Origin of the sequence: Herbiconiux sp. (assembly GCF_023264855.1) — a bacterium.
GTDB lineage: Bacteria > Actinomycetota > Actinomycetes > Actinomycetales > Microbacteriaceae > Herbiconiux.
Genome location: NZ_JAHFUW010000031.1, coordinates 20,965 through 43,780, shown reverse-complemented (window position 1 = coordinate 43,780; position 22,816 = coordinate 20,965). Strand labels below are relative to the sequence as shown.

Below are 22,816 nucleotides of genomic sequence, written 5' to 3'. Positions count from 1 at the left end.
GGCCGTCGCGGTTGCGCTGCCGCGAAGACTTGACGGCCACGGAGCCTACGGCTTCGGGTGCTCGGAGGTGGTGCTCTCCGGAGCGACTGCGGGCGCCGGGGCAGGAGCGACCGGCGGAGCGGGAGCGGCGGCAGCCGGCGGAGCGGGAGCAGCGGCGGCCGGCGGAACGGTCTCGGTGGCGACCGGTGCAACCGGCGTCTCGCCGTTCTCCTCTTTCATGGCCTTCGTCTCACTGCGGAAGATGCGCATCGACTGGCCGAGGCTCTTCGAGAGAGCCGGCAGCCGGGTCGCGCCGAACAGCAGGAGGATGACGACGAGGATGATGACCAGGTGCCACCCGTTGAGGTTTCCGAGCATTGGTCTACTTCCTTAGGGTCGGAACGATTTCAGGATTGACGAGCAGTTTACCCCGAGCCAGCCGGGCATCCCTGCGGGACTGCCGCAATTCATCCCGCAGCCGGTTGTGGTCTTCCCGGCGCCGGGCGACTTCGGCATACCCCAGCGTAATGGCCCGTTCGGTCGGTTCGGGAGCGAGTTCCTCCACGACGTCGCTCAGACGTGCTACCTGGTCCGTCAGTTCACCCAGGGCGTCGAGCGCCCCACGGAACTTGCGGTAGAGCCGGTAGCCGAGGCCCGCCAGGGTCGCCAGCAGGCCCAGGACGAGAACCGTCCAGATGATCAGCCATGCCCACCACGCCATGCCGCAAGCCTAGGCGAGTCCGGGACCGGCGGTGTTCCCGCCGGCATCCTGCACCGTGTCGAGCGGCTGGCGGTACCGGGCCAGCGCCTCCTCGGCCCAGTCCACGACCGCCGCGCGCGCCTCGGCGGGCTCGATCACGGTGACCGTCCAGGAGAGGGAGGTGACCAGACGCTTCAGACCGTGCAGATGGGCGACCCGGATGCGCACGCGCACGCGCCCCGACGAGCCGGCGGGAGCATCCGGACCGGCGTCGAGCCGCCGCGGATCGACGCTCGCAACGAACTCGCCGAGCATCGACAGGGCGGTCGCATCCAGCTCGAGCGTCACGACGAGATCGTCGTCGCCGCCCTGGAACAGGCTGTCGCCGATCGGCAGCTCGCCGTGCGCGTCGACGGGCTCGTCGGTGACGCGCAGCCCGGTCATCCGGTCGAGCCGGAAGGTGCGCACGGCACCGCGAACGCGGTCCCAGGCGCGCAGGTACCAGTTCTCGTCGTCGGAGTCGATGCGCAGCGGATCGACCAGCCGGCGCTCCTGCGAGCCGCGGGAGGAGAGGTAGTCGAACTCGAGTCGACGGCCGCGCGCCACCGCGTCGCGTACCTCGGCGAGCGATCCGGTGGTCTCGGAGCGGGCGACGGCGACCTGGCTGGGCCGCTCGGATGCACCGCGGGCCAGCTTGTCCATCAGAGAGGAGTAGACGCCGCCGTCGACGTTCTCGGGCAGCGACTGCAGGTACTGCAGGCCCGCGATCAGGGCCGCGGCCTCACGCGCCGAGAATCGCGGTGAGTCGTCCAGCGCCACCTTGTGCGTGATCACGATCTCGTCGCGCTCGTCGAAGTCGTCCCAGGAGATGTCGAAGAGGTCGCCGTGCTGGTACTGGGTGGTCTCCCCCGGCACGCCGGACACGGCGATCAGGCTCACGGCGTCACGGATCTGCTTCTCGGTCACCTGGAAGTGCGCGGCCGCATCCGTCACCGACACCCGCCCGATGTCGAGCAGGTACGGCACGAGCGCGAGCAGGAAGGTCAGTTTGTCTTGCGCGTAGGTGAACGGGGTCGCCTCGGCGGCCATCAGCGTGCCTCTCCGGCTGGAGCGGAGACGGGGTCGCCGTGGCGGCGGATGGCGGCCTCCAGGCGCTGCACGACCGCGTCGACCAGCGTGCCGGGCCCGATCACCCGCACCTCGGGGCCGAACCCGGCGAGCTCGTCGGCCAGCAGATTGGCGTCGGTGAAGTGCAGCAGGATGCGATCGCCGGGCTCGACGCTGGCCCCGCGCCGGCGGGAGAGCCGCACCGCGGCATCCGTTCCCGGGCGCACCTGGATCTCGGCGACATTGCCCTCCCAGATGCGATCGAGCTCCTCCAGCGCGGAGGCGGCGTAGCTGCCGGTGTCGGCGGGCAGCGGCAGCCGGCCGAGCTTCACCGCACCCGTGATGCGCGAGAGCAGGAAGGTGCGCTGCTGCTTCACAGCCTGATCGATCGCCTTGAGGTGCCAGCGGCCCTGGTGCTGCACCAGCGCGAGCGGCTCCACGGTGCGGTAGCGCGCCGCCGGGTCACCCGGCTTGAGATACGAGAAGGATGCCGTGACGCGCTTGGAGAGGGCATCCGACAGCGGGCCGAATGCGGCGTCCCGGGTGCGGATGCGCGGTGCATAGCCGAGCACCGGGTCGCTCGTCTCCACGCCGATCGAGCGCAGCTTGAGCAGCGCACGCCGCGATTCCCGGGAGAGCGAACCCTCCTGCCAGGCCATCGCGGCGAGGTTCAGCAGGGCCGTCTCGGCGGGAGAGAAGGTGATGTCGGCGGGCAGTTCGTACGCCGTGCGCGGGATGCGATAGCGCAACGACTGGTTGTTGCCCGGCTCCCCCGGCGTGTCGATCGTCTCCAGAGGAACGCCGAGTTCGCGGATGTCGTCCTTGTCGCGCTCGAACTGCCGCTCGAGGGTGGTGTTCTCACCCGAGGGCTCGTAGCGCTGGCGGTAGCCCTGCACGGTCGAGAGGATCTCGGCCTTCGTCAGCCCCGCCTCGGTGGCGAGCAGCGCCAGCACGAGGCTGAACAGCCGCTCCTCCACCGGAACCGGCGCGGATGATCGATTCTCGGAGGACACCCCAGAATTCTACTGGGCCGGGCCGGGCCACCGAGCCGGGCCGAATTACTGAGCCGGGATGATCCCGAGGATGTCGACCACGTAGGCGGTGGCCGCGGTGCCGGCATCCGTGTCGCCGGGAATCAGCACGATGACCTCGGAACCGACGGTCTGGCCCACCAGCTCGCTCACGATGCCGGCCGGCTGGGTGGAGCCGGAGGTGGCGGTCGCGTCGTCGGACATCAGCCAGATCACCGGCTTGCCGTCGGCCCAGGTGCTGCTGGTGACCTTCTTGGTGTCGAACGACACCGCGGTCGACTGCAGGATGAGGGAGTCGCCCTCGGCCACGGTGGCGCCCTCGCCCTTGATCAGCACGGCGCTCTTCACCTCGTCGGGAGCGGTGGTGGAACCGATCGAGATGCCGGGACGGCCGTCTTCGCCGTGCACCACACCCGGGAAACCGGAGGGCGTGATCTGCGCAACGCCCTTGGCGGCGGCCGGATAGGCGTCGAGCACGTCGATCACCATCACGAGCGAGCCGGGCGCGCCGGGAACGATCTGGGTCGCGGCGTCGTTGGGCAGCACGACCGACACGCGTCCGCCGGCCGGGGTGCAGGCCAGCACGTCGCCGAGCCCGCCGGGCAGGCTGTCGGAGGCGATGATCAGGCCGGCGCTCGGCGCGCCGCCGGAGGCTCCGGTCGAGCCGTCGTAGAGCGTGTAGCTGGCGTTGACGATGCCGCCGACGCCCGCGGGAGCGCCGTCGCCGGCGATCTCGACCGTGGCCTCGGTGTTGTCGGCCACCAGGGGGTAGGGGAACGTCGAGGTGGTGGTGCTGCCGAGATCGCCCGTGGTGCTCACGAGTGCACTGGCGTCACCCGAGGGCACGCCCGAGGAGCAGTCGGCCGCCGAGCTCGAGGCGCTGCACGCCGAGAGGGCGAGCAGCAGTCCGGCCGACAGAGTGAGCGCGAGAGACTTGCGCACGGATCCTCTTTTCTTGCATCACAGGTTTGTGGCATCACGAGCAGCATTCGGCGAGCCGACGGCCCGGTGAGCGAAACTATCCTATTTCATCGCTCAGGAGCTGGGATCCACCTGGTCGGCGGGCGCCTCGGAGGCGGCATCCGCCCCTTCCCGCGCCTCGCGGGCCAGGGCCGCGTCGGCGGTCGCCGTGGCGGCACGCACGCGTTTGCGCAGGCTCTTGGCACTGATGCCGCGTTCGCCGAGGGCTCCGGGGGTCCAGGCCTCCATGTCCTCGTCGCTGAAGTCGCTCTTAGAGGCACGGCGCTTGAGCTCGGGCAGCACCGCGCCGGGGGCGAGGCGGCGTGCCGTCACCAGGAAGCCGGTGTGGCCGATCATCCGGTGGTCGGGGCGCACCGCGAGACCCTCGACGTGCCAGCCGCGCACCATCGTCTCGCTCGGAACCGGGTTGGTGAAGCATCCGGAGTCGCGGAAGGCCTCGACCACGCGGGAGAGCTGGGTGACGGTGGCCACGTAGCAGAGCACCACTCCGCCGGGCTTGAGGGCGTCGGCCACGACGTCGACGCACTCCCATGGGGCGAGCATGTCGAGCACCACGCGGTCGACGGTGTGCTCCGGATGCGCGGCCGGCAGTGCCTCGACGAGGTCGCCGACCGTCACGGTCCACGACGCGGGCGTGTGGCCGAAGTACGCGGCCACGTTCGCGCGGGCGACGTCGGAGAACTCCTCGCGACGCTCGAAGCTGCTGAGGCGGCCCTCGGGACCGATGGCGCGCAGCAGCCAGAGCGAGAGCGCACCGGAGCCCACGCCGGCCTCCACGACGGTGGCACCGGGGAAGACGTCGGCCTGCGCCAGGATCTGCGCGGCATCCTTCGGGTAGATGATGGCGGCGCCTCGGGGCATCGACATCACGAAATCGGTGAGCAGCGGCCGGAGGGCGAGGTGCTCGACGCCGACGGAGTTCTGGATGACGGAGCCGTCGGGCAGACCGATCAGCGTGTCGTGCTCGATCGCACCTCGGTGGGTGTGGAAGACCTTGCCGGCTTCCAGCGTGATGCTGTTGAGCTTGCCCTTGGGGCCGGTGAGCTGCACGCGGTCGCCCTCGCGGAACGGCCCGCTGAACGCGGCGGTCACGAGCGCGCTCCGGTCGTCGCCTCGGCGGTTCGGGCCGTTCTCGCGGCCTGCACCTCGGCGAAGACGGCGTTCAGGTCGGCGACCGATCGGCCGCCGAGCGTGGGCCAGACCCGGTCGGCGCCGGTGTCGTCGAGGTTGAGCAGGTGCTCGACGCCGATCACCACGGCTCCGGATGCCACGGCGGAGGCGACCCCGGTGGGCGAGTCCTCGATCGCGAGCGTCTGGGTGATGTCCACGCCGAGGATCCCGGCCGCGGTGAGGTACGCCTCCGGATGCGGCTTGCTCTGCGTGACCGTGTCGGCCGACACGATGGTGCCGAACACGCCCTCGGGGCCGAAGCCGGCCACGTGGCGCGCCATCCGGTCGATCGACATCGTGACCAGCGCCTGGGGGATGCCGGCCTGCTGCAGCGCGGTGAGCATCTCGACGGCGCCGGGCCGCCAGGGCACCTTGCGGGTGATCTCGTCCATCACCTGACTGGTGAGCCGCTCGATGATCTCGCGGATCGGCAGTTCGACGCCGAATTCCTGCAGGATGCGGGCGCTGCGGTCCAGGCCCGAGCCGATCAGGGTCATCGCGTCGTCGTGCGTCCAGCTGCCGCCGAAGGAGGCGACGAGCTCTCCCTCGGCCTGCATCCAATAGGGCTCGGTGTCGACGATCGTGCCGTCCATGTCCCAGAGGACGGCGGCGGGAGTGGTTTCGGTCACGGGCGTCAAGTCTACGGCCCTCGGCCCGGCCGGTCGGCCGAGCGCCTATCCTTGATGCACGGCAGCCGCAGCTCGCGGAGGTCTTGAAAGGCAGTTGAGGCTCTCACGGTGACAGACAACGGATTCCTGAGCGGGCGGCTGCTCCTGGTCGCCTTCGAAGGCTGGAACGATGCGGGCGAGGCTGCGACCGGCGCGCTGCAGGTGCTCAGGGGCCAGCTCGACGTCGTGCCGATCAGCGAGGTCGACACCGAGGAGTACTTCGACTTCCAGTTCAACCGGCCCTCGGTCGAGGTCGACGACGAAGGCCGGCGCGTGCTGGTGTGGCCGGGCGCCACCGTCTACGGCCCCGACAGCGATGCTCCCGCCGATGCGATCTCGACGCTCGAGGGCCCGGGCACCTCCCTCTACCTGCTGATCGGCGCCGAGCCGTCGCGCAATTGGCGCAAGTTCACCGCCGAGATCATCGCCACCGCCCTGGCCGAAGACATCGGCGGCATCGTGCTGCTCGGCGCGATGCTGGCGGACGTGCCGCACACCCGGCCGATCTCCATCTTCGCCACGAGCGAGAACCCGCTCGTGCGCAGCGAGTACGAGCTCGAGCGCAGCTCCTACGAGGGGCCCGTGGGCATCCTGAGCGTGCTCTCCGACGCGGCGGAGGCCGCCGGCATCCCGAGTGTGGCGATCTGGGCATCCGTGCCCCACTACGTGCACAACGCGCCCTCGCCCAAGGCGACGCTCGCGCTGATCGAGAAGCTCGAGGAGCTGATCGACATCACGGTCGAGCGCGGCGCGCTGGCCGACGAGTCTGCCGCCTGGGAGACGGGCATCGATGCCTTGGCCGGCGACGACGAAGACATGGCCGCCTACATCCAGCAGCTGGAGCAGGCGCGCGACACGGTCGACTCCCCCGAGGCCACGGGCGACGCGATCGCGCAGGAGTTCGAGCGCTACCTCCGCAAGCGCGGCCCGGGAGGCCCAGGCGACGGCCGCGCCGGTGGCCCGTCCGGCCCGGCCGGCTCGGGTGGCCCCGACGAGCCCTGGCGCCGCGACTAGAGGCGGATGCCCAGGAGGGCGTCGAGGGCGCGGGCGGCCAGAGCGGTGGCCGCGGGGGCGTGCGGGGCGTCGAACCAGGCGTCGAAGAGCGCGAGAGCTCCGGGGGTGTCGAGGTCGTCGTGCAGACGGGTTCGCACCTGCTCGAGCAGGTCGAGCGCCTCGGACTCGCCCTCACCGTTCGGGAGGTCGAAAGCGGAGGCCGCATTCGCTGACCCGTCAGCCACCACCGCGACACCGGCCGCAGCGCGCCAGCCGGCCAGGCGCTCCGCGGCGCGCTGCTCATCGCCGCGGTGCCACTCCCAGTCGTCGCGATACGGATGCGACAGGATCGCCAGACGGATGGCCGCCGGCTCGACGCCCGCGGCGCGCAACTGCGACACCAGCACCAGGTTGCCGAGCGATTTGCTCATCTTCTCGCCGTCGAAGGCCACCAGGCCGCCGTGGGCGTTCACCCGGGCGAAACGCTCCCCGGTGAGCGCGGTCGCGTGCGCCGCACTGAACTCGTGGTGCGGGAAGACCAGGTCTCCCCCGCCGCCCTGCACGCAGATCGTGTCGCCCAAGGTGTCCCGGGCGATCACCGAGCACTCGATGTGCCAGCCGGGGCGCCCGCGGCCCATCAGTGAGTCCCAGGCGGGCTCGCCGGTGCGCTCGGCGCGCCAGAGCAGCGGATCCAGCGGGTCGCGTTTTCCCTCACGCCCCGGGTCGCCGCCGCGCTCGGCGAACAGCGTACTCATCGTGGCGCGGTCCAGGCCGCTCTCCGAACCGAGCACCCACGGGGTGGCGGCCTCGGCGGCCGCGATGTCGAAGTACCAGTCCTCGCCGCCGGTCACGGCCGCATCCGGAGTCGGCACCGGATAGGCGATGCCCTTCGTGCGCAGCGCATCGACGGCCGCGGCGATCTCGTCGATCGTCTCGGTGACGCCCAGATACGAGGCGGGAGGCACGACCCCGAGGGCCGCCATGTCGGTGCGGAAGAGCTCGATCTGGCTCGCGGCGAGCTCCCGCCAGTCGACGCCCGTGGCGGTCGCGCGTTCCAGCAGGGGGTCGTCGACGTCGGTGACGTTCTGCGTGTAGACCACGTCGATGCCGGCATCCAGCCAGCTGCGCACCAGCGTGTCGAACGCGAGGTAGGTGGCCGCATGCCCGATGTGCGTGGCGTCATAGGGCGTGATGCCGCACACGTACAGGGTGGCTTCGGCACCCGCCTCGGCCGACTCGAGGAAGTGCCCGCTGGAGTCGTCGTGCAGCCGTGGAGCACGGCCGCTTCCGGGAAGGGCGGGGATGTCGGGTCGGGGCCAGGATCGCACCGCACAAGCCTAGTTCGCTTCCGCCGCCCGAACGCACGCGGGCGGTGCCGAAACGGCGCTAGGCGGCGATGGTGTTCGTGGCGAGCAGCACGATCAGCACGCCGCCGAGCGCGATGCGGTAGATCACGAACGGCAGGAAGCTGCGCTTGGAGATGTAGCTCATGAAGAACGCGATCACCACGAGGCCCACGATGAACGCGATGACCGTGGCCACGATGGTCTCGCCGGCCCCGTAGGCACCGCCGGTCTCGCCGATGCTCTTGTAGACCTGGTAGAGGCCCGAGCCGAACACCGCCGGGATCGCCAGCAGGAACGAGTAGCGGGCCGCGGCGCGCCGCTCGTAGCCCATGAACAGCCCCGCGGTGATGGTGCCGCCCGAGCGCGAGACGCCCGGGATGAGCGCCAGCGCCTGGGCGAAGCCGAAGATGATGCCGTGCGGCACGGTGAGGTCTTTCAGCCGCCGGCGCTTGGCCCCCACGACGTCGGCGATGCCGAGCAGGATGCCGAAGCCGATCAGCGTGGCCGCCACGATCCAGAGCGAGCGGAACGTGGTCTCGATCGCATCCTGGAACAGCAGGCCCAGGATGATGATCGGGATCGAGCCGATGATGATCAGCCAGCCCATCCGGGCATCCGGATCATTGCGCGGCACCTTGCCCACGAGCGACTTCGCCCAGCGGCTGACGATCTTCACGATGTCGCGCCAGAAGAACACCACCACGGCGGTCTCGGTGCCGAGCTGGGTGATGGCGGTGAACGCCGCTCCGGGGTCTTTGGCGCCGGGCAGGAGCTCGCCGATGATGCGCAGGTGAGCGCTCGAGGAGATCGGCAGAAATTCGGTCAGCCCCTGCACGAAACCGAGGATGACGGCGTTCAGAAAGTCCATGTCTCCCTTTGGAGTGAATTCGGGTGGGCCCTCGCCATGAGGATGGGACGCTGCCGGTGGCGGCGCGTGCGGTCAGTAGCGCAGCAGCAGGTCGGTCAGAACATCTGAGCCAAACCCTAGCGCGGAAAGCGGCACACGCTCATCGACGCCGTGGAACATCGCGGGGAAGTCCAGGTCGGCCGGCAGTTTGAGCGGTGCGAAGCCGAATCCGCGGATGCCGAGCAGGCTCAGCGCCTTGTTGTCGGTGCCGCCCGACAGAAGGTGCGGCAGCACCTCCGCGCCCGGATCGAAGCGCTGCAGGCTGCCCACCATCGCGTCGACGAGGGCGCCGTCGAAGGTGGTCTCGAGCCCGATGTCCTGGTGCGAAATGACGATCTCGATGTCGTCGCCGACCATCTCGCGGATCTCGGCCAGCACGGCCTCCTCGTGCCCCGGCAGCACGCGCACGTCGAGCATCGCCTCGGCCCGATCCGGGATCACGTTGTGCTTGTACCCGGCGGTCAGCCCGGTGGGGTTCGTGGTGGTGCGCAGGGTCGCCGAGATGAAGCGCGAGGCGGTGCCGGTGGAGATCGCGATCTCGTCGGGGCTCAGTTGCGTCGCATCCTGGCCCAGGAGGGCGGCGACCCGGTCGAGCAGCTGACGGGTGGTCGCCGTGAGGTGCACGGGCCACTCGCGGCTGCCGATCGCGGCCACGGCGCGCGCCAGGCGGGTGACGGCGTTGTCGCGGTTGATCTGCGAACCGTGGCCCGCGGTGCCGCGCGCCACGAGCTTCATCCAGATGAGAGCCTTCTCGCCGGTCTGCACGAGGTAGGCGCGTTTGCCCGCCAGGTCGACCGAGTAGCCGCCGACCTCGCTGATGGCCTCGGTGGCCCCGGCGAAGAGCTCCGGATGCTCGTGCACGAGGTAGTGCGAACCCCGCACTCCCCCGGCCTCCTCGTCGGCGAAGAAGGCCACCACCAGATCGCGTTCGGGCTGCTGACCCGAACTCAGGATGCGGTCCAGCGCGGTGACGATCATGGCGTCCATGTTCTTCATGTCCACCGCACCGCGGCCCCAGAGCATGCCGTCTTTGATGACGCCGCCGAAGGGATCGACCGACCAGTCCTCCGCGATCGCGGGCACCACGTCCGTGTGGCCGTGCACCACGAGGGCCGGTTTGCTCGAATCGCGACCGGGAACACGGGTGACGATGCTCGTGCGCCGCGGCTCCGAATCGAACGACTGCACCGTGAGGCCGAGACGTTCGAGATGTGCTGCGAGGTACTCCGCCGCCTCCGTCTCACCGTTGGACCTGCCCTCGCCGTAGTTCGAGGTGTCGAACCGGATGAGGTCACGCGCGATGCGCGTGGTGAGGTCGATTTCGGCGTTCTCCGCTGCTGACGTCATGGTGCAACGCTACCGGGAGCCGGACCGGGGCGCCGTGGATTTACGCACTCCGCATCCGTGCTATTGTCTTTCCTTGGCGCCAGAGAGATCGGGCGCCGACATCCACTCCGGGTGGCGGAAATGGCAGACGCGCTAGCTTGAGGTGCTAGTGCCCGTATAGGGCGTGGGGGTTCAAGTCCCCCCTCGGAGACGAATCCACTTCGGTGGAGTCGATTACTGGTTGAGACAGTAGAGAAGGCCCGGCATTACGCCCGGGTCTTCTGTCGTTAACGCCTTTCCCCTACGCTCGCAGGAGGGACCGGTTCGCGTCCCGTCCGTCGTGAAAGGAACGTGCCGCAATGGCCGATTTGATCGTCATCGCTTTCGACAATGAGACAGACGCCGAGGGCGCCTACGAGAAGGTTCAGGAGCTCCAGGGCGACCTGATCGTGCAGCTCGCCGGTCTCGCCCTCGTGAAGGTCGACGCCGAGGGCAAGACCCATGTCGACCACCCGGGCGGAGCGGGCAACATCGGTCTCGGCGCCGCGGGTGGAGCCCTGTTCGGCACCCTCATCGGCATCCTCTTCTTCGTGCCGTTCTTCGGTCTCGTGTTCGGCGGTCTCCTCGGCGCCCTGTTCGCCGGCATCGACAAGACGGGACTCAACAGCGAGTTCCGCTCGCAGGTGAAAGACGCCGTCTCGGCCGGCAAGTCGGCCGTGGTCATCTACACGACCAAGATCACTGAGGACAAATTCGCCGCAGCGCTCGCGCCGTTCAACGGCACGATCATCAAGACCTCGCTCAGCGCCGAGGACGAGAAGGCCCTCATCCACGACCTGTCGGACCAGCCCCAGGCCTGAAGCGGATCATCGGGCGGGAGGAGCACATCATGGGTATCGTGACACCGGGATTCGTCGGGAAGCGCCGCGACGCCGATCCGCGCCTCCCGCCCGGGCAGTACGAGACGAAGGACTTCCCGGTTCTCTCCGTGGGGCCGACCCCCAACATCCACGCGGGCGAGTGGCAGTTCTCCATCACCACCGAGCACGGCGAGACGCGCCGCTGGTCGTGGGAGGAGTTCCGGGCGCTGCCCGTCGAAGACGTGCACACCGACATCCACTGCGTCACCCGCTGGTCGAAGTTCGGAACACTCTGGCGCGGCGTGTCGCTCGACACGCTGTTCGAGGGCCTGCAGACCGACGCGGGCTACGTGATGGAGCACGCCTACGGCGGCTACACCACCAACGTGCCCCTGGCCGAACTCCGCGGCGGCAAGGCATGGCTGGTGTTCGAGTACGACGGTGAGCCGCTCGACCCCGAGCACGGCGGCCCCGTGCGGCTGCTGGTGCCGCACCTGTATTTCTGGAAGAGCGCGAAGTGGGTCACCGGGCTGACCCTGCACACCACCGAGGAGCTGGGCTTCTGGGAGGTCAACGGCTACCACGCCCATGGCGACCCGTGGAAGGAACAGCGCTATTACTACGACTCCTGAGCTCTCATGGCCGGCGTGAAGTGGGTCGTCGCCGAGGTCGTCGGCATCCGCGACGAGACGGCGACGGCACGCACGCTGCTGCTCCGCATCCCGCGCTGGACGGGGCATCTGGCCGGTCAGCACATCGACGTGCGGCTCACCGCCGCCGACGGCTACCAGGCCGCCCGCTCGTACTCGCTGTCCTCGGCGGGCGATGACGAATTCGCCGCCATCAGCGTCGAACGGATGCCCGACGGCGAAGTCTCGCCGTACCTGGTCGACGGCGTCGTCGTCGGTACGCAGCTCGAAGTCCTCGGCCCGCTGGGCGGCTGGTTCGTCTGGCGGCCGACGCAGGCCGAGCCCATCCGGATGATCGGCGGGGGCTCGGGAATCGCCCCGCTGGTGTCGATCCTGCGAACGCACCTGCATTCCGGCAGCGACGCCCCCGTGCAGCTGCTGTACTCCGTGCGCTCGCCGGAGTTCGTGTACTTCAAAGACGAGCTGGCCGAGCTCACGGCGGCGGCCCGGGCCGATGTCAGCATCCGCTACACCCGGTCCGCGCCGGAGGGCTGGAGCGGCCCCGTCGGGCGGCTGAGTGCCGCCGACGTGCAGGCCTGGGCTGCGCGCACTCCCGCCTCGTCGTTGCCCGCCTCGAGCTACATCTGCGGCCCCACCCGTTTCGTCGAGCTGATGGCCGACGCACTCGTGGCCGGCGGAACGGATCCGCTCACCGTGCGCACGGAGCGTTTCGGCGGCGCCTGAGGCGGCGATCAGCTCTCGCCGTGCCACCACAGAGCGGCCTTGGCACTGAAGAAGGCGGCGAAGCACGCCACCGAGAACGCGGCGAACCCGGCCGTGATCATCGTCAGAGCCGGTGACTGCCTCGCCTCGGCAGACGCCAGGTCGGCGAGTGCCAGCCCAAGCGGCCACACCGCGCAGCACGCAATGCCGCGAACGGCATAGCGACGCACCCGTCGCCAGGTCGGAACGGGAGTGCGCTGGGCCTGCGCGACATACTGCTGAGGCGGGACGGGCGGCGTGATCACAACGCTGAGCATACCTCAGCTCTGTGCGCTGCGCACCACGCACCATTCGTTGCCCTCGGGGTCGAGCAGCACCTGGAAGGTGCCCACCGAGTCGCTGTGCAGCTCACCACTCAGCACGGCGCCCAGCGTCACGGCCGCCCGTGCCGCGGCGGGCACGTCGTCGACGGCGACGTCGAGGTGCACCCGGTTCTTCGCCGACTTGCCCTCGGGAACGCGCTGGAACGCGATCCGCAGCCCTCCGGCCGAGTCGAAATACGACCAGTCGGGGCTGCGATGCGTGGGGGGATCGCCGCCGAGCACCGCGTGCCAGAACGCCGACAGCACCACCGGGTCGGCGCAGTCGATGACGATCTCGTCGAGTGTGCCGAGCATCCGGTCAGCGCACCCCGCTCATCAGCTTGCGCACCCACGGGGTGATGGAGATCAGCGCACCGCCCACCAGGATCGCCACGAGGCCCGAGATGCCGAAGTAGGGCACCTCGTTGTTCTCGTTGTAGAAGCCGGCGAGGATGCCCGAGAGGGCGGTGCCGAGGGCGATCGAGAGGAAGAACAGGGCCACCATCTGGGTCTGGAAGGCCTGCGGCGCGAGCTTGGTCGACAGCGAGAGCCCCACGGGCGAGAGCAGCAGCTCGGCGATGGTGAACACGAACAGGATGCCCACCAGTGCGAGCAACGGCGTGCCGTGCGCCCCCGTGCCGGAGAAGGGGATGAACAACAGGAACGCGATGCCCATCACGATCGCCGCCGTCGCGAACTTGTAGGGGGTGGCCGGTTGCTTGGCACCCCATTTGGTCCAGATGGCGGCGAAGACGCCGGAGAGGATGATGATGAAGATCGGGTTGATCGACTGCACCCAGGCCACCGGCATGTCCCAGCCGAAGAGGTTGAGGTCGAGGCGATCGTTGGCGTAGAGCGTCACCACGGTGAACTGCTGCTGGTACAGCGCCCAGAAGGCCACGCTCGTGATGAACATCGGGATGAACGAGAGCACCCGGCTGCGCTCGACCCCCTGGAGCTTCTTGCTCGACAGGATGATAAGGAAGAGCGCGATCGAGGCGGCCAGCGTCACGAGCGCCACCGCGTCGGCCAGGTTGTCGGAGTTCAGCACGCCGACCAGCACGAGCACCACGACCAGCACGATCGCGGCCGCGCCGATCAGGGCCATCCGGATGCGGTGCGAACGAGGCAGCGGGTTCGGCACCTCCTTGGCCTTCTCGGGCAAGCTGCGCCGGCCGAACGAGTACTGCGTCAGCCCGATCGCCATGCCGACGGCGGCGAGCCCGAAGCCCCAGTGGAAGCCGACGGTGCTCTGCAGCAGACCGGTGAGCAGCGGCCCGAAGAAGGCGCCGAGGTTGATGCCCAGGTAGAAGATCGAGAACCCGGCGTCGCGACGGACGTCTTTCTCGCCGTACAGGGTGCCGACCACGCTCGTGGCGTTCGCCTTCACGCCGCCCGACCCGAGGGCGATCAGGATCAGACCCGCGCCGAGCCCGAACAGCCCCGGCAGCAGCGACAGCGCCACGTGCCCGGCCATCACGACGATGGCGCTGAAGAACAGGGTGCGCTCGGCGCCCAGCACGCGGTCGGCGAGCCACGCGCCCAGGATCGTCGCGAGATACACCGATCCGCCGTACGCCCCGATGATCCCCACCGCGACCGGCTTCGGGATGCCGAGGCCGCCCTCGGCCGCCGAGTAGAACATGTACAGCAGCAGGATGCCCTGCATGCCGTAGAAGGAGAACCGCTCCCACATCTCCACCCCGAAGATGTGCACCAGCGAGAACGGCTGCCCGAAGAAGGTGCGCTCCTTCTTCTCCGGTGTGCCGGCCCCCATGACGGTCTCAGTACTCATCCCCAAATAGTGCCACGCCCCATCACCCCCGCACCCGAAAGTCGTACCCCCCTTTAGCGGTGCAGAGGGGTGGGGGTGGGGGATTTCGGCGGGGTGTGGTGGGGGTCGGGGGATTTCCCCCTCCGCCTAGGGGTTGAGCGGAGCTCAAAGGCGGCGGAGGCGAAAATCCCCCGACCCCCACCACGGGTTCGCGACGTTGGTGGACAGATCAGTGCTGCGCAGCACCCATCCATTTGCGCACGGTTACGATGCGCGACTGGAGCTGGGTGACGCTGGCCTGGGCCACCGCGGGGCCGCCGCAGATACGGCGGAGTTCGGCGTGGATGAGGCCGTGCGGCTCGTTGGAGGTCTTCGACCAGATGCCTACGAGGCTGTTGAGCAGGGTGCGCTGCTCTTTGAGCGTGCGGTAGAGCGGCGCAGGGACCTCGCCGGGCCCGGGAGTGTCGAGCGGGCCGGGCTTCTTCACGGTGGAGGCGTGCTTCTGCTGGCGGGCCTGTCGGTGCTGCAGCAGGTCGCGCACCTGCTCCGGTTCGAGCAGGCCCGGGAGCCCCAGGAAGTCGAGCTCCTCTTCGCTGCCGACCACGGCTTCGAAGCCGAACTCGCCGCCGTCGTAGACGACCCGGTCGAAGGTGGCCTCCGAGCCGATCGCCACGAACGAGAACTCTTCGAGCAGGCCCTCGGAGGCGCGGTCTTCTTTGTTGGCAGCCGCCACCATGGCGTCTTCGGGGTTGTAGAAGTCGCCCTCGGGGTTCGAGCCGTCGTCGCGCTTGTCGAGCGCGTGATCGCGTTCGAGCTCGAGCTTCTCGGCCAGCGCCATCAGCGAGGGCACGTTCGGAAGGAAGACGGATGCGGTCTCGCCGCGGCGCCTCGCCCGCACGAAACGGCCGATCGCCTGCGCGAAGAACAGCGGCGTGGAGGCGCTCGTGGCGTACACGCCCACGGCGAGCCGGGGCACGTCGACGCCCTCCGACACCATCCGCACCGCCACCATCCAGCGCTTGGACGAGTTCGAGAACGCGTCGATGCGGTCGGAGGCCTCCTTCTCGTCGGAGAGCACCACGGTGACGGGCTCGCCGGAGATCTGCTCGAGGATGGCCGCATACGCGCGCGCGACCGTCTGGTCGGTGGCGATCACCAGGCCGCCGGCATCCGGAATCGCCTGACGTACCTCGGAGAGGCGTTTGTCGGCGGCCCCCAGCACCTGCGGGATCCACTCGCCCGCCGGGTCGAGCGCCGTGCGCCAGGCCTGCGAGGTGATGTCTTTGGTGTTGCCCTCCCCGAGCCGGGCCTCCATCTCGTCACCGGTCTTGGTGCGCCAGCGCATGTGGCCGGCGTAGACCATGAAGATGACGGGGCGCACGACGCCGTCTTTGAGGGCACGGCCGTAGCCGTAGCTGTAGTCGCTGCGGGAGACACGGATGCCGTGCTCATCCGGCGCGTACTCCACGAACGGGATGGGCGAGGTGTCGGAGCGGAACGGCGTTCCCGTCAGCGAGAGCCGGCGGGTGGCCGGCTCGAAGGCCTCACGCACGGCGTCGCCCCAGCTCAGGGCGTCGCCGCCGTGGTGCACCTCGTCGAGGATGACCAGGGTCTGCGCGCCCTGGGTGAGCTCGCGGTGCAGCTCGGGGCGGGCCGCGACCTGGGCGTAGGTGAGCGCCACACCGTGGAAGTGCCGGCCGAAGCGCGACTCGCTGTTGCGGAAGCCCGGGTTCAGCTTGATGCCTGCGCGGTCGGCGGCATCCGCCCACTGCCGTTTGAGGTGTTCGGTGGGCGCCACCACGATCACCCGGTCGACGGTGCGCCGGTGCAGCAGCTCGGAGGCGAGGCGCAGGGCGAAGGTGGTCTTGCCGGCGCCGGGGGTGGCGGCGGCGAGGAAATCGCGCGGCTCCCTCTCGAAATAGGCGGTGAGGGCCTCCTCCTGCCAGGCCCGAAGGCGGCCGGCGGTGCCCCACGGGGCCCGGGCCGGGAAGCTCGGCGAGAGGTGACCGGCCGCGCTCGTTCCGGGGGCCGGTTCGAAGGCGGGGAGTTGGGTCACGATGATCGAGGATACCCCGCTCCGCCGACACCGGAGGGCGCATCGGGAGCATCCTGAGGGCGCGCTCCGAGCATCCCGGGCGCGTCGGAGTTACGCTTGTCGGGCAGTGCGAAAGGAGCATCCTCAGATGACTCAACCTCACCCCTGGCGGCGGTATGTGGCCCTCGGCGATTCGTTCACCGAGGGCATCGGAGACCCGGAGCCCGACAGCCCCGGAGGCTACCGCGGCTGGGCCGACCGGGTGGCCGACGTGCTGGCGTACGAGGCCGACGGCGAGTTCTCGTACGCGAACCTCGCCATCCGGGGGCGCCTGCTGCAGCAGATCGTCGACGAGCAGGTCGAGCCGGCGCTCGCGCTGCGACCCGACCTGATCACCATCTCGGCGGGTGGGAACGACGTCATCCGCCCGGGCACCGATCCCGATGACATCGCGGCGCGCTTCGAGGTGGGTATCCGGCGGCTGCGTCAGGATGACGCCACCGTGGTGATCTTCACGGGCGTCGACACCTCGTTCACCCCCGTGTTCCGGGGCATCCGCGGCAAGGTCGCGATCTACAACGAGAACCTGCGCGTGATCGCCGACCGTTACGACTGCATCGTGGCCGATCAGTGGGGGCTGAAGGAGATCCAGGACAGCCGGATGTGGGCCGACGACCGCCTGCATCTGAACCCGCTCGGCCACCACGAAGTGGCCCGGCAGGTGCTGCGGGCGCTGAACGTCGACAACGACCTGCAGGCGGGCTCCCCCGAGCCGCTGCCCGGCCGCACCTGGCGGAAGGCCCGGGCCGAAGACTTCGTCTGGGCGCGCGTGCACCTCGTGCCGTGGGTCGTGCGGCGCATCACGCACCGCTCGAGCGGCGACGGCGTGGCGCCCAAGCGCCCCATCCCCGAGCCCGTCTACACCACGAAAGACGCCGACTGAGCTGAGAGCCGGCCTCGGAACCGGTCAGGACGGGGCAGGTCGGGTCAGCCGAAGAGACGGCCTGGGTTGGCGAGCTTCCAGCCGGCATCCGGGCCTTCGAGCTCGGTGGCGAGCGTCAGCGGAACCGTGAGCTCGGGTCCGTCCAGCGCGAGGCCGGTGACCGTGAAGCGGGCCGTGCCCACCTCGGTGCCGGCCGGCGCCGTCGTGAGCGACAGCACCTCGCTGGACTCCGCGATGGTGGCGCCCGACCAGACCGTCGTCGTGAGCGACTCCCCCGCCACGATGTCGGCGCTCGAACCCCACGGCGTCGAGTAGCTGCCGAGCACCTGGCCGGCCGTCACCACGTCGACCGTGCGGAAGCCGGCCTGCGCGCTCTGCAGCAGGGCCAGCACGGCGGCGTGCAGTTCGTCCTCCGAGGCGGCGCCGAGCACCACGCCGACGAGCGGGATGCTCTGCCCGGCCACCTCGAAATCGGCCGAGAAGAGCAGGCAGAGGCCCGCCTCGTCCGTGGTGCCGGTCTTGATGCCGTCGATGCCCGACGAGCCGAGCAGGGTGTTGGTGTTCTCGATCTCGCCCAGCTGCGGCAGCTGATCCGAGGCGGTGCCCACGATGGCCGCGAGCGTCGGATCGGCGAGAACCAGGCCGGCGATCGTCAGCAGGTCGGCCGTGGTGCTCCTGCTGCCGGGATCGAGGCCGCTCGTGTCCACCACGGTGGTGCCGCTCAGGCCGTGGTCGGCGATCCAGGCATCGGCGGCCGCCAGGTACGCCGGCACCGACCCGAACGCCCAGTTCGCCAGCGTCAGGCTGTAGTTGTTGGCCGATTCGAGCATCATGATCTCGATCACCTGCCGCTCACTGAGCACCTGGCCGGGGAAGACGCTCGCCCAGGATCCGCCGACCGCGATGGTGTCGGCGAGGTACTGCGCATCCGTGTCGGTGATCGTGATGTCGGGGCCCTGGCCACCGTCGGGGATCGGCATCGCGTCGAGCACGACGAGCGCGGTGATCGACTTGGTGATGCTCGCGATGGGCAGCGGATCGGCGCTGCCGCTGGTGCCGAGGGTCGTGCCGGCCAGCACGGAGCCCGTGCTGCCGATGCCGATCGCGCTGGACCCGGCGGCCGGAGTCGCCAGGGCGACGGCCTCGATCGACTGCTCGGGCGCATCCGGGATCGTGGCCGAGGCGGCCGGTACCGGAGCCAGCAGCGCGACCGGAAGATAGCTGCCGAGCAGGGCGATGACTACCAGGGCACCCAGCACCACGATCCTGCGACGCCGGTAGACGGCACGGCTGGCAGGACTCACCCGGCCATCCTAGAGCGAGCCGGCTGAGCATCCGTGCAGCGAGCCGCTACATCAGCCCGCCGTCGACCGAGCGCGGGATCAGCTGCTCGTCCTCGGGCGCCAGCACCTCGGTGTCGCGGTTGAGGCTCTCGCCGCGGAAGAACGGCTTCGACTGGGCGAAGAAGAACCACACCAGCATGAGTACCACCCCCACGAGGAGCGACCCGACGCCGATCACGAACACCCCGCCGATGCCGAAGATGACCGTGTAGCCGTACTCGGGGTCGTACATGTCGATGGCCGACTGGATGAACGCGGCCGTGAGCATGAGCCCGCCGATCAGCGGGAACAGTCCTTTGAAGAGGAAGTTGCGCACCGTGGTGAAGATCTCTTTGCGGAAATACCACACGCAGGCGTAGCTCGTGATGGCGTAGTAGAACGCGATCGCGAGCCCGATCGACAGGATGGTGTCGGAGAGCACGTTCTCGCTCACCAGCGTCATGCCCACGTAGAAGGTGATCGCCACCACGCTCATGAAGATCGTGGCGAAGCGCGGGGTCTTGAAGGCCGGGTTGATGCGGCCGAAACGCTCCGGCAGCGCGCGGTAGGTGGCCATCGCCAGGGTGCCGCGGGCGGTCGGGAGGATGGTGGTCTGGGTCGAGGAGATCGCCGAGACGCAGACGGCGATCACGAGCAGCCAGGCCCAGGGACCGAAGATCGCGTCCTTGAGGGCCAGGAAGACGTCGCCCGAGTTCTCCTCGTTGCCGAGGCCGAGACCGGAGTCGCCGAGGCCGGCGAACGACATCGCCGCCACGGTGACCGAGACGTAGGTGACCAGCAGGATGACCGTCGAGAGCACGGCGGCGCGCCCGGGGGTGCGCTCCGGGTCCTTCGTCTCCTCGTTCAGCGCCAGGCAGGTGTCCCAGCCCCAGTAGATGAACAGGCACAGCAGGATGGCCTCGGTGAAGCCCGAGAGCGAGGTGAAGGCGAAGGGGTTGAACCAGTCGGCCTGCGGCAGGGTCGCCCCTTCGGGAGCGGTGCCGGTGAAGACGGCCCAGAGGGCCAGGATCACGAACAGGATGAGGGCGACGTACTGCACGCCGAGCAGCACGTTCTGCAGCCGTTCGCCGATCTGCAGGCCGCGGATGCTGATGAACGTCATCAGGGCGATGAACACCACGCCCGTGGCCGTGACCAGGAACACGTTGTCGTACAGGTCGGGATTGTTCGTCAGCAGCCAGAGGTACTTGCTGCCGATCTGGGCGAGGTTCGCCAGCACGATGATGCCGGCCACGGCCACGCCCCAGCCGGCCATCCAGCCCACCCACGGACCGAAGGCCTTGGTGCCCCAGGTGAAGGCGGTGCCGCAGTCGGGCACGGCGCGGTTCAGCTCGCGGTAGGCGTAGGCCGTGAGGAACATCGGGATGAATGCCAGGATCATCGCGATCGGCGCTTGGGCACCGACTGCGAGCACCACGAAGCCGACGGTCGCGGCCAGCGAATAGACCGGAGCGGTCGAGGCCAGGCCGATGACGGTGGAGCCGAACAGGCCCAGCGTGCCGGCCGCGAGCCCCTTGCTGCCGGTGGGTGTGGGGTCGACTGCGGGAGCAGAGCGCTTCTCGGACACCAAATGCCTCCTCGGATCAGGTAGAGGAAGCATATAGCGACCGGCGACCCCCGAATACGCCACTCTGTCGCGGGAGCACCGTCCGTGTGCCGACTCGTCCCGCCGGACGAGATGGACGGGTGCTACCGGGGGTGATGGCCGAGAAGCGGCCCGAAGCTCAGGAGGCGGTGGCCGGGCCGTACTCCCCCGTCACCTCGGCGAGTTCCATCTCCGCAGTGGTCTGGATGAGCTTCAGCAGATCGGCGTCCAGCCCCGGCGAGAACTCCTCGAGCCGCTCCGGCGCGATGAACGACGGCACACCCTTGGGCGCTTGCTCCGAGGCATCCAACTCGGTGCCGTCATTGCTCGGCGATGCTCCCTGGAAGATGCGGCCCGCCTCCGACTCGCCCTTGAGGTCGAACGAGAACTGCTTGCTCTGCAGCCCGAGGTCGACGAGCTTCCTCACCTCGGGGAACTTCTCGGCATTGGTCTTCGGAATCGGAAGGGTCTTCTTCCAGTCGATGCCGAGCGTCTCGAGCGCCTTGGCATAGGCGTTCTCGTGAGCCTGATCGCGCACGATCAGATAGGCGACCGTCGAGCGCGCCGTCTTGTTCGCGGTCATCTCGTAGATGCGGCACTTCTGCAGCCGCCCGGTCGACTCCAGCATGAGGTTGTAGAGCAGGTCGAGCACGAGGTTGCCCGAGTTGTAGACGTAGCTGCCCATCCACGGGTTGCCGGCGGAGTCGACCGGCAGGGCGCCCTGGGCGCCGACCAGGTAGTGGTGGATGTTGCCCGTGTCCAGCGCGATGCTCAGCGGGGTGGCTCCCCCGGCACCCGGGGTGTCGAGCTTGTCGGTCTTCCGGCCGTGGTAGTCGGGCGCGCCGTCCAGGAGCCGCGAGATGGTGGTGCCGATCAGCTCGACGTGGCTGATCTCCTCGGTGCCGACGCCCTGGATCAGGTCGCGGTACGGCTTGGCGGCCGGCCCGCGGAAGTTCACCGCCTGGAAGAGGTACTGCATCATCGTGCGCATCTCGCCGAACTGCCCGCCGAGGCCTTCCTGCAGGGCGTTCGCGGCGGCCGGATCCGGCTCGTCCTCGGCGATGTCGTTGATCCATTCCTGTGCGTGGAAATACATGCGGCGCCTCCGATGGCCCTCGGCGGCGCGGTGCCGCCCTGTGCCCACCCTGCGCCGCATCCGGATATCCCGGGCCCCCTTGCGCCCGGCCCTCCGCCGTGACGAGCGGTCAGCTCTCCAGCGAGAAGAGCTCGGCGGGGCGCACTGTGGAGGAGCTGTTCGATCTGGCGCGGGACATCGATTCGCATCTCGGGTCACAGGCCGACTCAGAGGAGCGGGCAGTGGCCGGGGTTACCAGCGGCCTGATCGGGCTCGGCGAAGAAGTGACCTGGTAGGCGCGGCATCTCGGCGTCCGGTTCACGATGACGAGCCGGGTGACGGCATTCGACCGGCCGCACCGCTTCGTCGACGAGCAGGTGCGCGGGCCGTTCCGCTCGCTCGTGCTCGACCGTTATCTGCGCCGCCTTGTCAGGGAGCGGGGGCGCTACCTCGCGGAGCGCTGAGACGCGAAGCGGAGGGCGTAGAGGGCAACGGCGCTCGCCGAGGCCACGTTCAGCGAGTCGACGCCGTGCAGCATCGGGATCTCGACCCGCACGTCGGCGGCCGCCAGGGCGCGGCGGCTGAGGCCGTCGCCCTCCGTGCCGAGCACGATCGCCACGCGCTCCGGGAGGGAGGCGGTGAACTCCGGCAGCGGGATCGAGTCGTCGCCGAGTGCCAGCGCGGCGATCGTGAAGCCCGCCTCGTGCAGCGCCGGCACGGCCTCCTTCCACTCCCCGATGCGCGTCCACGGCACCTGCAGCACCGTGCCCATGCTCACCCGCACGCTCCGCCGGTAGAGCGGATCGGCGCACCGCGGGCTGATCAGCACCGCATCCGCCCCCAGCCCCGCCGCCGAGCGGAAGGCCGCGCCCACGTTGGTGTGGTCGACGATGTCCTCGAGCACCACCACGGTGTGGGCATCCGTCAGCAACGACGACAACGACGGCAGCTCCGGCCGATGCATCGACGCCAGCGCACCACGGTGCATCTGGAAGCCGGTCAGCTGCTCGAGCTGCGCATCCGAAGCCACGTAGATCGGGACGTCCGGGAACCGCTCCCCCACCCAGGCCAGGTCGGGCAGCCACTTCTCTTGCAGCAGCACCGAGCGCGGGCGGTGGCCGGCCTCGACGGCGCGCGCGATCACCTTGCTCGACTCGGCCAGGTACAGGCCGCCGGCCGGCTCCAGGATGCGGCGCAGCGCGACATCCGTCAGATCGGCGTAGTCGGCGAGCCCGGGGTGCTCGAGTCGGGCGTCGTCGAGGGCGGCGATGGGGATGAC

23 protein-coding genes, 1 tRNA gene and 1 pseudogene are annotated in these 22,816 nt (G+C 69.4%); 7 read left to right on the top strand and 18 right to left on the bottom strand.

The window, feature by feature from the left end; translation table 11 throughout:
• Positions 1–45: 45 nt before the first annotated feature.
• The 7 genes from tatA to Q0D75_RS13225 all read right to left on the bottom strand — a co-directional run bounded on the left by tatA (position 46) and on the right by Q0D75_RS13225 (position 5,597).
• Entirely contained in the window at positions 46–357 is a 312-nt protein-coding gene (gene tatA / locus Q0D75_RS13255; RefSeq protein ID WP_291054169.1) for a Sec-independent protein translocase subunit TatA, read from the bottom strand.
• A gap of 4 nt (positions 358–361) precedes the next feature.
• On the bottom strand, positions 362–700 hold the full coding sequence (locus tag Q0D75_RS13250; RefSeq protein ID WP_291054167.1) for a hypothetical protein: 339 nt from the start codon (positions 698–700) through the stop codon (positions 362–364).
• Between the two features lie 9 nt (positions 701–709).
• The gene (locus tag Q0D75_RS13245; RefSeq protein ID WP_291054165.1) at positions 710–1,768 is read right to left on the bottom strand and encodes a WYL domain-containing protein; all 1,059 of its coding nucleotides are present in this window, start codon (positions 1,766–1,768) and stop codon (positions 710–712) included.
• Complete coding sequence (locus Q0D75_RS13240) at positions 1,768–2,799, bottom strand: WYL domain-containing protein (protein ID WP_291054163.1); 1,032 nt, start codon at positions 2,797–2,799, stop codon at positions 1,768–1,770. The genes Q0D75_RS13245 and Q0D75_RS13240 overlap by 1 nt, the downstream gene beginning before the upstream one ends.
• A gap of 45 nt (positions 2,800–2,844) precedes the next feature.
• Positions 2,845–3,759 (bottom strand): hypothetical protein, encoded by a 915-nt coding sequence (locus Q0D75_RS13235; RefSeq protein ID WP_291054161.1) that lies wholly within the window; start codon positions 3,757–3,759, stop codon positions 2,845–2,847.
• Between the two features lie 93 nt (positions 3,760–3,852).
• Positions 3,853–4,890, bottom strand: a complete 1,038-nt coding sequence (locus Q0D75_RS13230; RefSeq protein WP_291054159.1) for a tRNA (adenine-N1)-methyltransferase — start codon at positions 4,888–4,890, stop codon at positions 3,853–3,855.
• Entirely contained in the window at positions 4,887–5,597 is a 711-nt protein-coding gene (locus Q0D75_RS13225) for an HAD family phosphatase (RefSeq protein WP_291054157.1), read from the bottom strand. Before Q0D75_RS13225 ends, Q0D75_RS13230 begins: the two co-directional genes overlap by 4 nt.
• Before the next feature lie 108 nt (positions 5,598–5,705).
• On the opposite strand from Q0D75_RS13225, the gene Q0D75_RS13220 reads away from it, so the two are divergent.
• Positions 5,706–6,650, top strand: a complete 945-nt coding sequence (locus Q0D75_RS13220) for a PAC2 family protein (RefSeq protein WP_291054155.1) — start codon at positions 5,706–5,708, stop codon at positions 6,648–6,650.
• On the opposite strand, the gene mshC is transcribed toward Q0D75_RS13220, so the two are convergent.
• The 3 genes from mshC to Q0D75_RS13205 form a co-directional block, all read right to left on the bottom strand.
• Positions 6,647–7,957: a cysteine--1-D-myo-inosityl 2-amino-2-deoxy-alpha-D-glucopyranoside ligase gene (mshC, locus tag Q0D75_RS13215; protein WP_291054153.1), complete on the bottom strand. Its 1,311-nt coding sequence runs from the start codon at positions 7,955–7,957 to the stop codon at positions 6,647–6,649. The genes Q0D75_RS13220 and mshC overlap by 4 nt on opposite strands.
• Before the next feature lie 58 nt (positions 7,958–8,015).
• Positions 8,016–8,843 (bottom strand): undecaprenyl-diphosphate phosphatase, encoded by an 828-nt coding sequence (locus tag Q0D75_RS13210; RefSeq protein ID WP_291054151.1) that lies wholly within the window; start codon positions 8,841–8,843, stop codon positions 8,016–8,018.
• Between the two features lie 72 nt (positions 8,844–8,915).
• On the bottom strand, positions 8,916–10,229 hold the full coding sequence (locus Q0D75_RS13205; RefSeq protein WP_291054149.1) for a M20/M25/M40 family metallo-hydrolase: 1,314 nt from the start codon (positions 10,227–10,229) through the stop codon (positions 8,916–8,918).
• A gap of 105 nt (positions 10,230–10,334) precedes the next feature.
• Here Q0D75_RS13205 and Q0D75_RS13200 point away from each other — a divergent pair.
• The 4 genes from Q0D75_RS13200 to Q0D75_RS13185 all read left to right on the top strand — a co-directional run bounded on the left by Q0D75_RS13200 (position 10,335) and on the right by Q0D75_RS13185 (position 12,441).
• A tRNA-Leu gene (locus tag Q0D75_RS13200) sits at positions 10,335–10,419 on the top strand.
• A gap of 148 nt (positions 10,420–10,567) precedes the next feature.
• The gene (locus Q0D75_RS13195; RefSeq protein WP_291054147.1) at positions 10,568–11,068 is read left to right on the top strand and encodes a DUF1269 domain-containing protein; all 501 of its coding nucleotides are present in this window, start codon (positions 10,568–10,570) and stop codon (positions 11,066–11,068) included.
• 29 nt (positions 11,069–11,097) lie between these two features.
• Complete coding sequence (locus tag Q0D75_RS13190; protein ID WP_291054145.1) at positions 11,098–11,700, top strand: molybdopterin-dependent oxidoreductase; 603 nt, start codon at positions 11,098–11,100, stop codon at positions 11,698–11,700.
• A gap of 6 nt (positions 11,701–11,706) precedes the next feature.
• A complete protein-coding gene (locus tag Q0D75_RS13185; RefSeq protein WP_291054142.1) occupies positions 11,707–12,441 on the top strand; it encodes an FAD-binding oxidoreductase in 735 nt (244 codons plus the stop codon).
• An 8-nt stretch (positions 12,442–12,449) separates the two neighbouring features.
• Here the strand turns inward: Q0D75_RS13185 and Q0D75_RS13180 are convergent, their stop codons facing one another.
• The 4 genes from Q0D75_RS13180 to Q0D75_RS13165 all read right to left on the bottom strand — a co-directional run bounded on the left by Q0D75_RS13180 (position 12,450) and on the right by Q0D75_RS13165 (position 16,612).
• Positions 12,450–12,737 carry a hypothetical protein gene (locus Q0D75_RS13180; RefSeq protein ID WP_291054140.1) on the bottom strand — a complete coding sequence of 96 codons (288 nt, stop codon included), beginning with the start codon at positions 12,735–12,737 and terminating at the stop codon, positions 12,450–12,452.
• A 3-nt stretch (positions 12,738–12,740) separates the two neighbouring features.
• A complete protein-coding gene (locus Q0D75_RS13175) occupies positions 12,741–13,097 on the bottom strand; it encodes a VOC family protein (protein WP_291054138.1) in 357 nt (118 codons plus the stop codon).
• 4 nt (positions 13,098–13,101) lie between these two features.
• Positions 13,102–14,577, bottom strand: coding sequence for a peptide MFS transporter (locus Q0D75_RS13170; protein ID WP_291054136.1), 1,476 nt, complete (start codon positions 14,575–14,577; stop codon positions 13,102–13,104).
• A gap of 208 nt (positions 14,578–14,785) precedes the next feature.
• Positions 14,786–16,612 (bottom strand): DEAD/DEAH box helicase, encoded by a 1,827-nt coding sequence (locus tag Q0D75_RS13165; protein ID WP_291054134.1) that lies wholly within the window; start codon positions 16,610–16,612, stop codon positions 14,786–14,788.
• Positions 16,613–16,739: 127 nt separating this feature from the next.
• On the opposite strand from Q0D75_RS13165, the gene Q0D75_RS13160 reads away from it, so the two are divergent.
• Positions 16,740–17,534 (top strand): SGNH/GDSL hydrolase family protein, encoded by a 795-nt coding sequence (locus Q0D75_RS13160; protein WP_291054131.1) that lies wholly within the window; start codon positions 16,740–16,742, stop codon positions 17,532–17,534.
• A gap of 44 nt (positions 17,535–17,578) precedes the next feature.
• On the opposite strand, the gene Q0D75_RS13155 is transcribed toward Q0D75_RS13160, so the two are convergent.
• The 3 genes from Q0D75_RS13155 to Q0D75_RS13145 all read right to left on the bottom strand — a co-directional run bounded on the left by Q0D75_RS13155 (position 17,579) and on the right by Q0D75_RS13145 (position 21,558).
• Positions 17,579–18,838: a D-alanyl-D-alanine carboxypeptidase gene (locus Q0D75_RS13155; RefSeq protein WP_291054129.1), complete on the bottom strand. Its 1,260-nt coding sequence runs from the start codon at positions 18,836–18,838 to the stop codon at positions 17,579–17,581.
• 46 nt (positions 18,839–18,884) lie between these two features.
• Positions 18,885–20,444: an APC family permease gene (locus tag Q0D75_RS13150; RefSeq protein ID WP_291054127.1), complete on the bottom strand. Its 1,560-nt coding sequence runs from the start codon at positions 20,442–20,444 to the stop codon at positions 18,885–18,887.
• Positions 20,445–20,601: 157 nt separating this feature from the next.
• Positions 20,602–21,558: a manganese catalase family protein gene (locus tag Q0D75_RS13145; protein ID WP_291054125.1), complete on the bottom strand. Its 957-nt coding sequence runs from the start codon at positions 21,556–21,558 to the stop codon at positions 20,602–20,604.
• A gap of 98 nt (positions 21,559–21,656) precedes the next feature.
• Here Q0D75_RS13145 and Q0D75_RS13140 point away from each other — a divergent pair.
• Positions 21,657–22,001 (top strand): annotated as a pseudogene (locus Q0D75_RS13140) (cyclase).
• Here the strand turns inward: Q0D75_RS13140 and Q0D75_RS13135 are convergent.
• Positions 21,983–22,813, bottom strand: coding sequence for an RNA methyltransferase (locus Q0D75_RS13135; RefSeq protein WP_291054188.1), 831 nt, complete (start codon positions 22,811–22,813; stop codon positions 21,983–21,985). The pseudogene Q0D75_RS13140 and the gene Q0D75_RS13135 overlap by 19 nt on opposite strands.
• Positions 22,814–22,816 lie beyond the last annotated feature (3 nt).

What these genes read in the sequence shown, in the direction of transcription:
- Q0D75_RS13250 (WP_291054167.1), bottom strand. Translation starts at nt 700, where the DNA reads ATGGCGTGGTGGGCATGGCTGATCATCTGGACGGTTCTCGTCCTGGGC.
- Q0D75_RS13195 (WP_291054147.1), top strand. Translation starts at nt 10,568, where the DNA reads ATGGCCGATTTGATCGTCATCGCTTTCGACAATGAGACAGACGCCGAG.
- Q0D75_RS13205 (WP_291054149.1), bottom strand. Translation starts at nt 10,229, where the DNA reads ATGACGTCAGCAGCGGAGAACGCCGAAATCGACCTCACCACGCGCATC.
- Q0D75_RS13245 (WP_291054165.1), bottom strand. Translation starts at nt 1,768, where the DNA reads ATGGCCGCCGAGGCGACCCCGTTCACCTACGCGCAAGACAAACTGACC.
- Q0D75_RS13160 (WP_291054131.1), top strand. Translation starts at nt 16,740, where the DNA reads ATGACTCAACCTCACCCCTGGCGGCGGTATGTGGCCCTCGGCGATTCG.
- Q0D75_RS13180 (WP_291054140.1), bottom strand. Translation starts at nt 12,737, where the DNA reads ATGCTCAGCGTTGTGATCACGCCGCCCGTCCCGCCTCAGCAGTATGTC.
- Q0D75_RS13185 (WP_291054142.1), top strand. Translation starts at nt 11,707, where the DNA reads ATGGCCGGCGTGAAGTGGGTCGTCGCCGAGGTCGTCGGCATCCGCGAC.
- Q0D75_RS13190 (WP_291054145.1), top strand. Translation starts at nt 11,098, where the DNA reads ATGGGTATCGTGACACCGGGATTCGTCGGGAAGCGCCGCGACGCCGAT.
- Q0D75_RS13145 (WP_291054125.1), bottom strand. Translation starts at nt 21,558, where the DNA reads ATGTATTTCCACGCACAGGAATGGATCAACGACATCGCCGAGGACGAG.
- Q0D75_RS13210 (WP_291054151.1), bottom strand. Translation starts at nt 8,843, where the DNA reads ATGGACTTTCTGAACGCCGTCATCCTCGGTTTCGTGCAGGGGCTGACC.
- Q0D75_RS13170 (WP_291054136.1), bottom strand. Translation starts at nt 14,577, where the DNA reads ATGAGTACTGAGACCGTCATGGGGGCCGGCACACCGGAGAAGAAGGAG.
- Q0D75_RS13175 (WP_291054138.1), bottom strand. Translation starts at nt 13,097, where the DNA reads ATGCTCGGCACACTCGACGAGATCGTCATCGACTGCGCCGACCCGGTG.
- tatA (WP_291054169.1), bottom strand. Translation starts at nt 357, where the DNA reads ATGCTCGGAAACCTCAACGGGTGGCACCTGGTCATCATCCTCGTCGTC.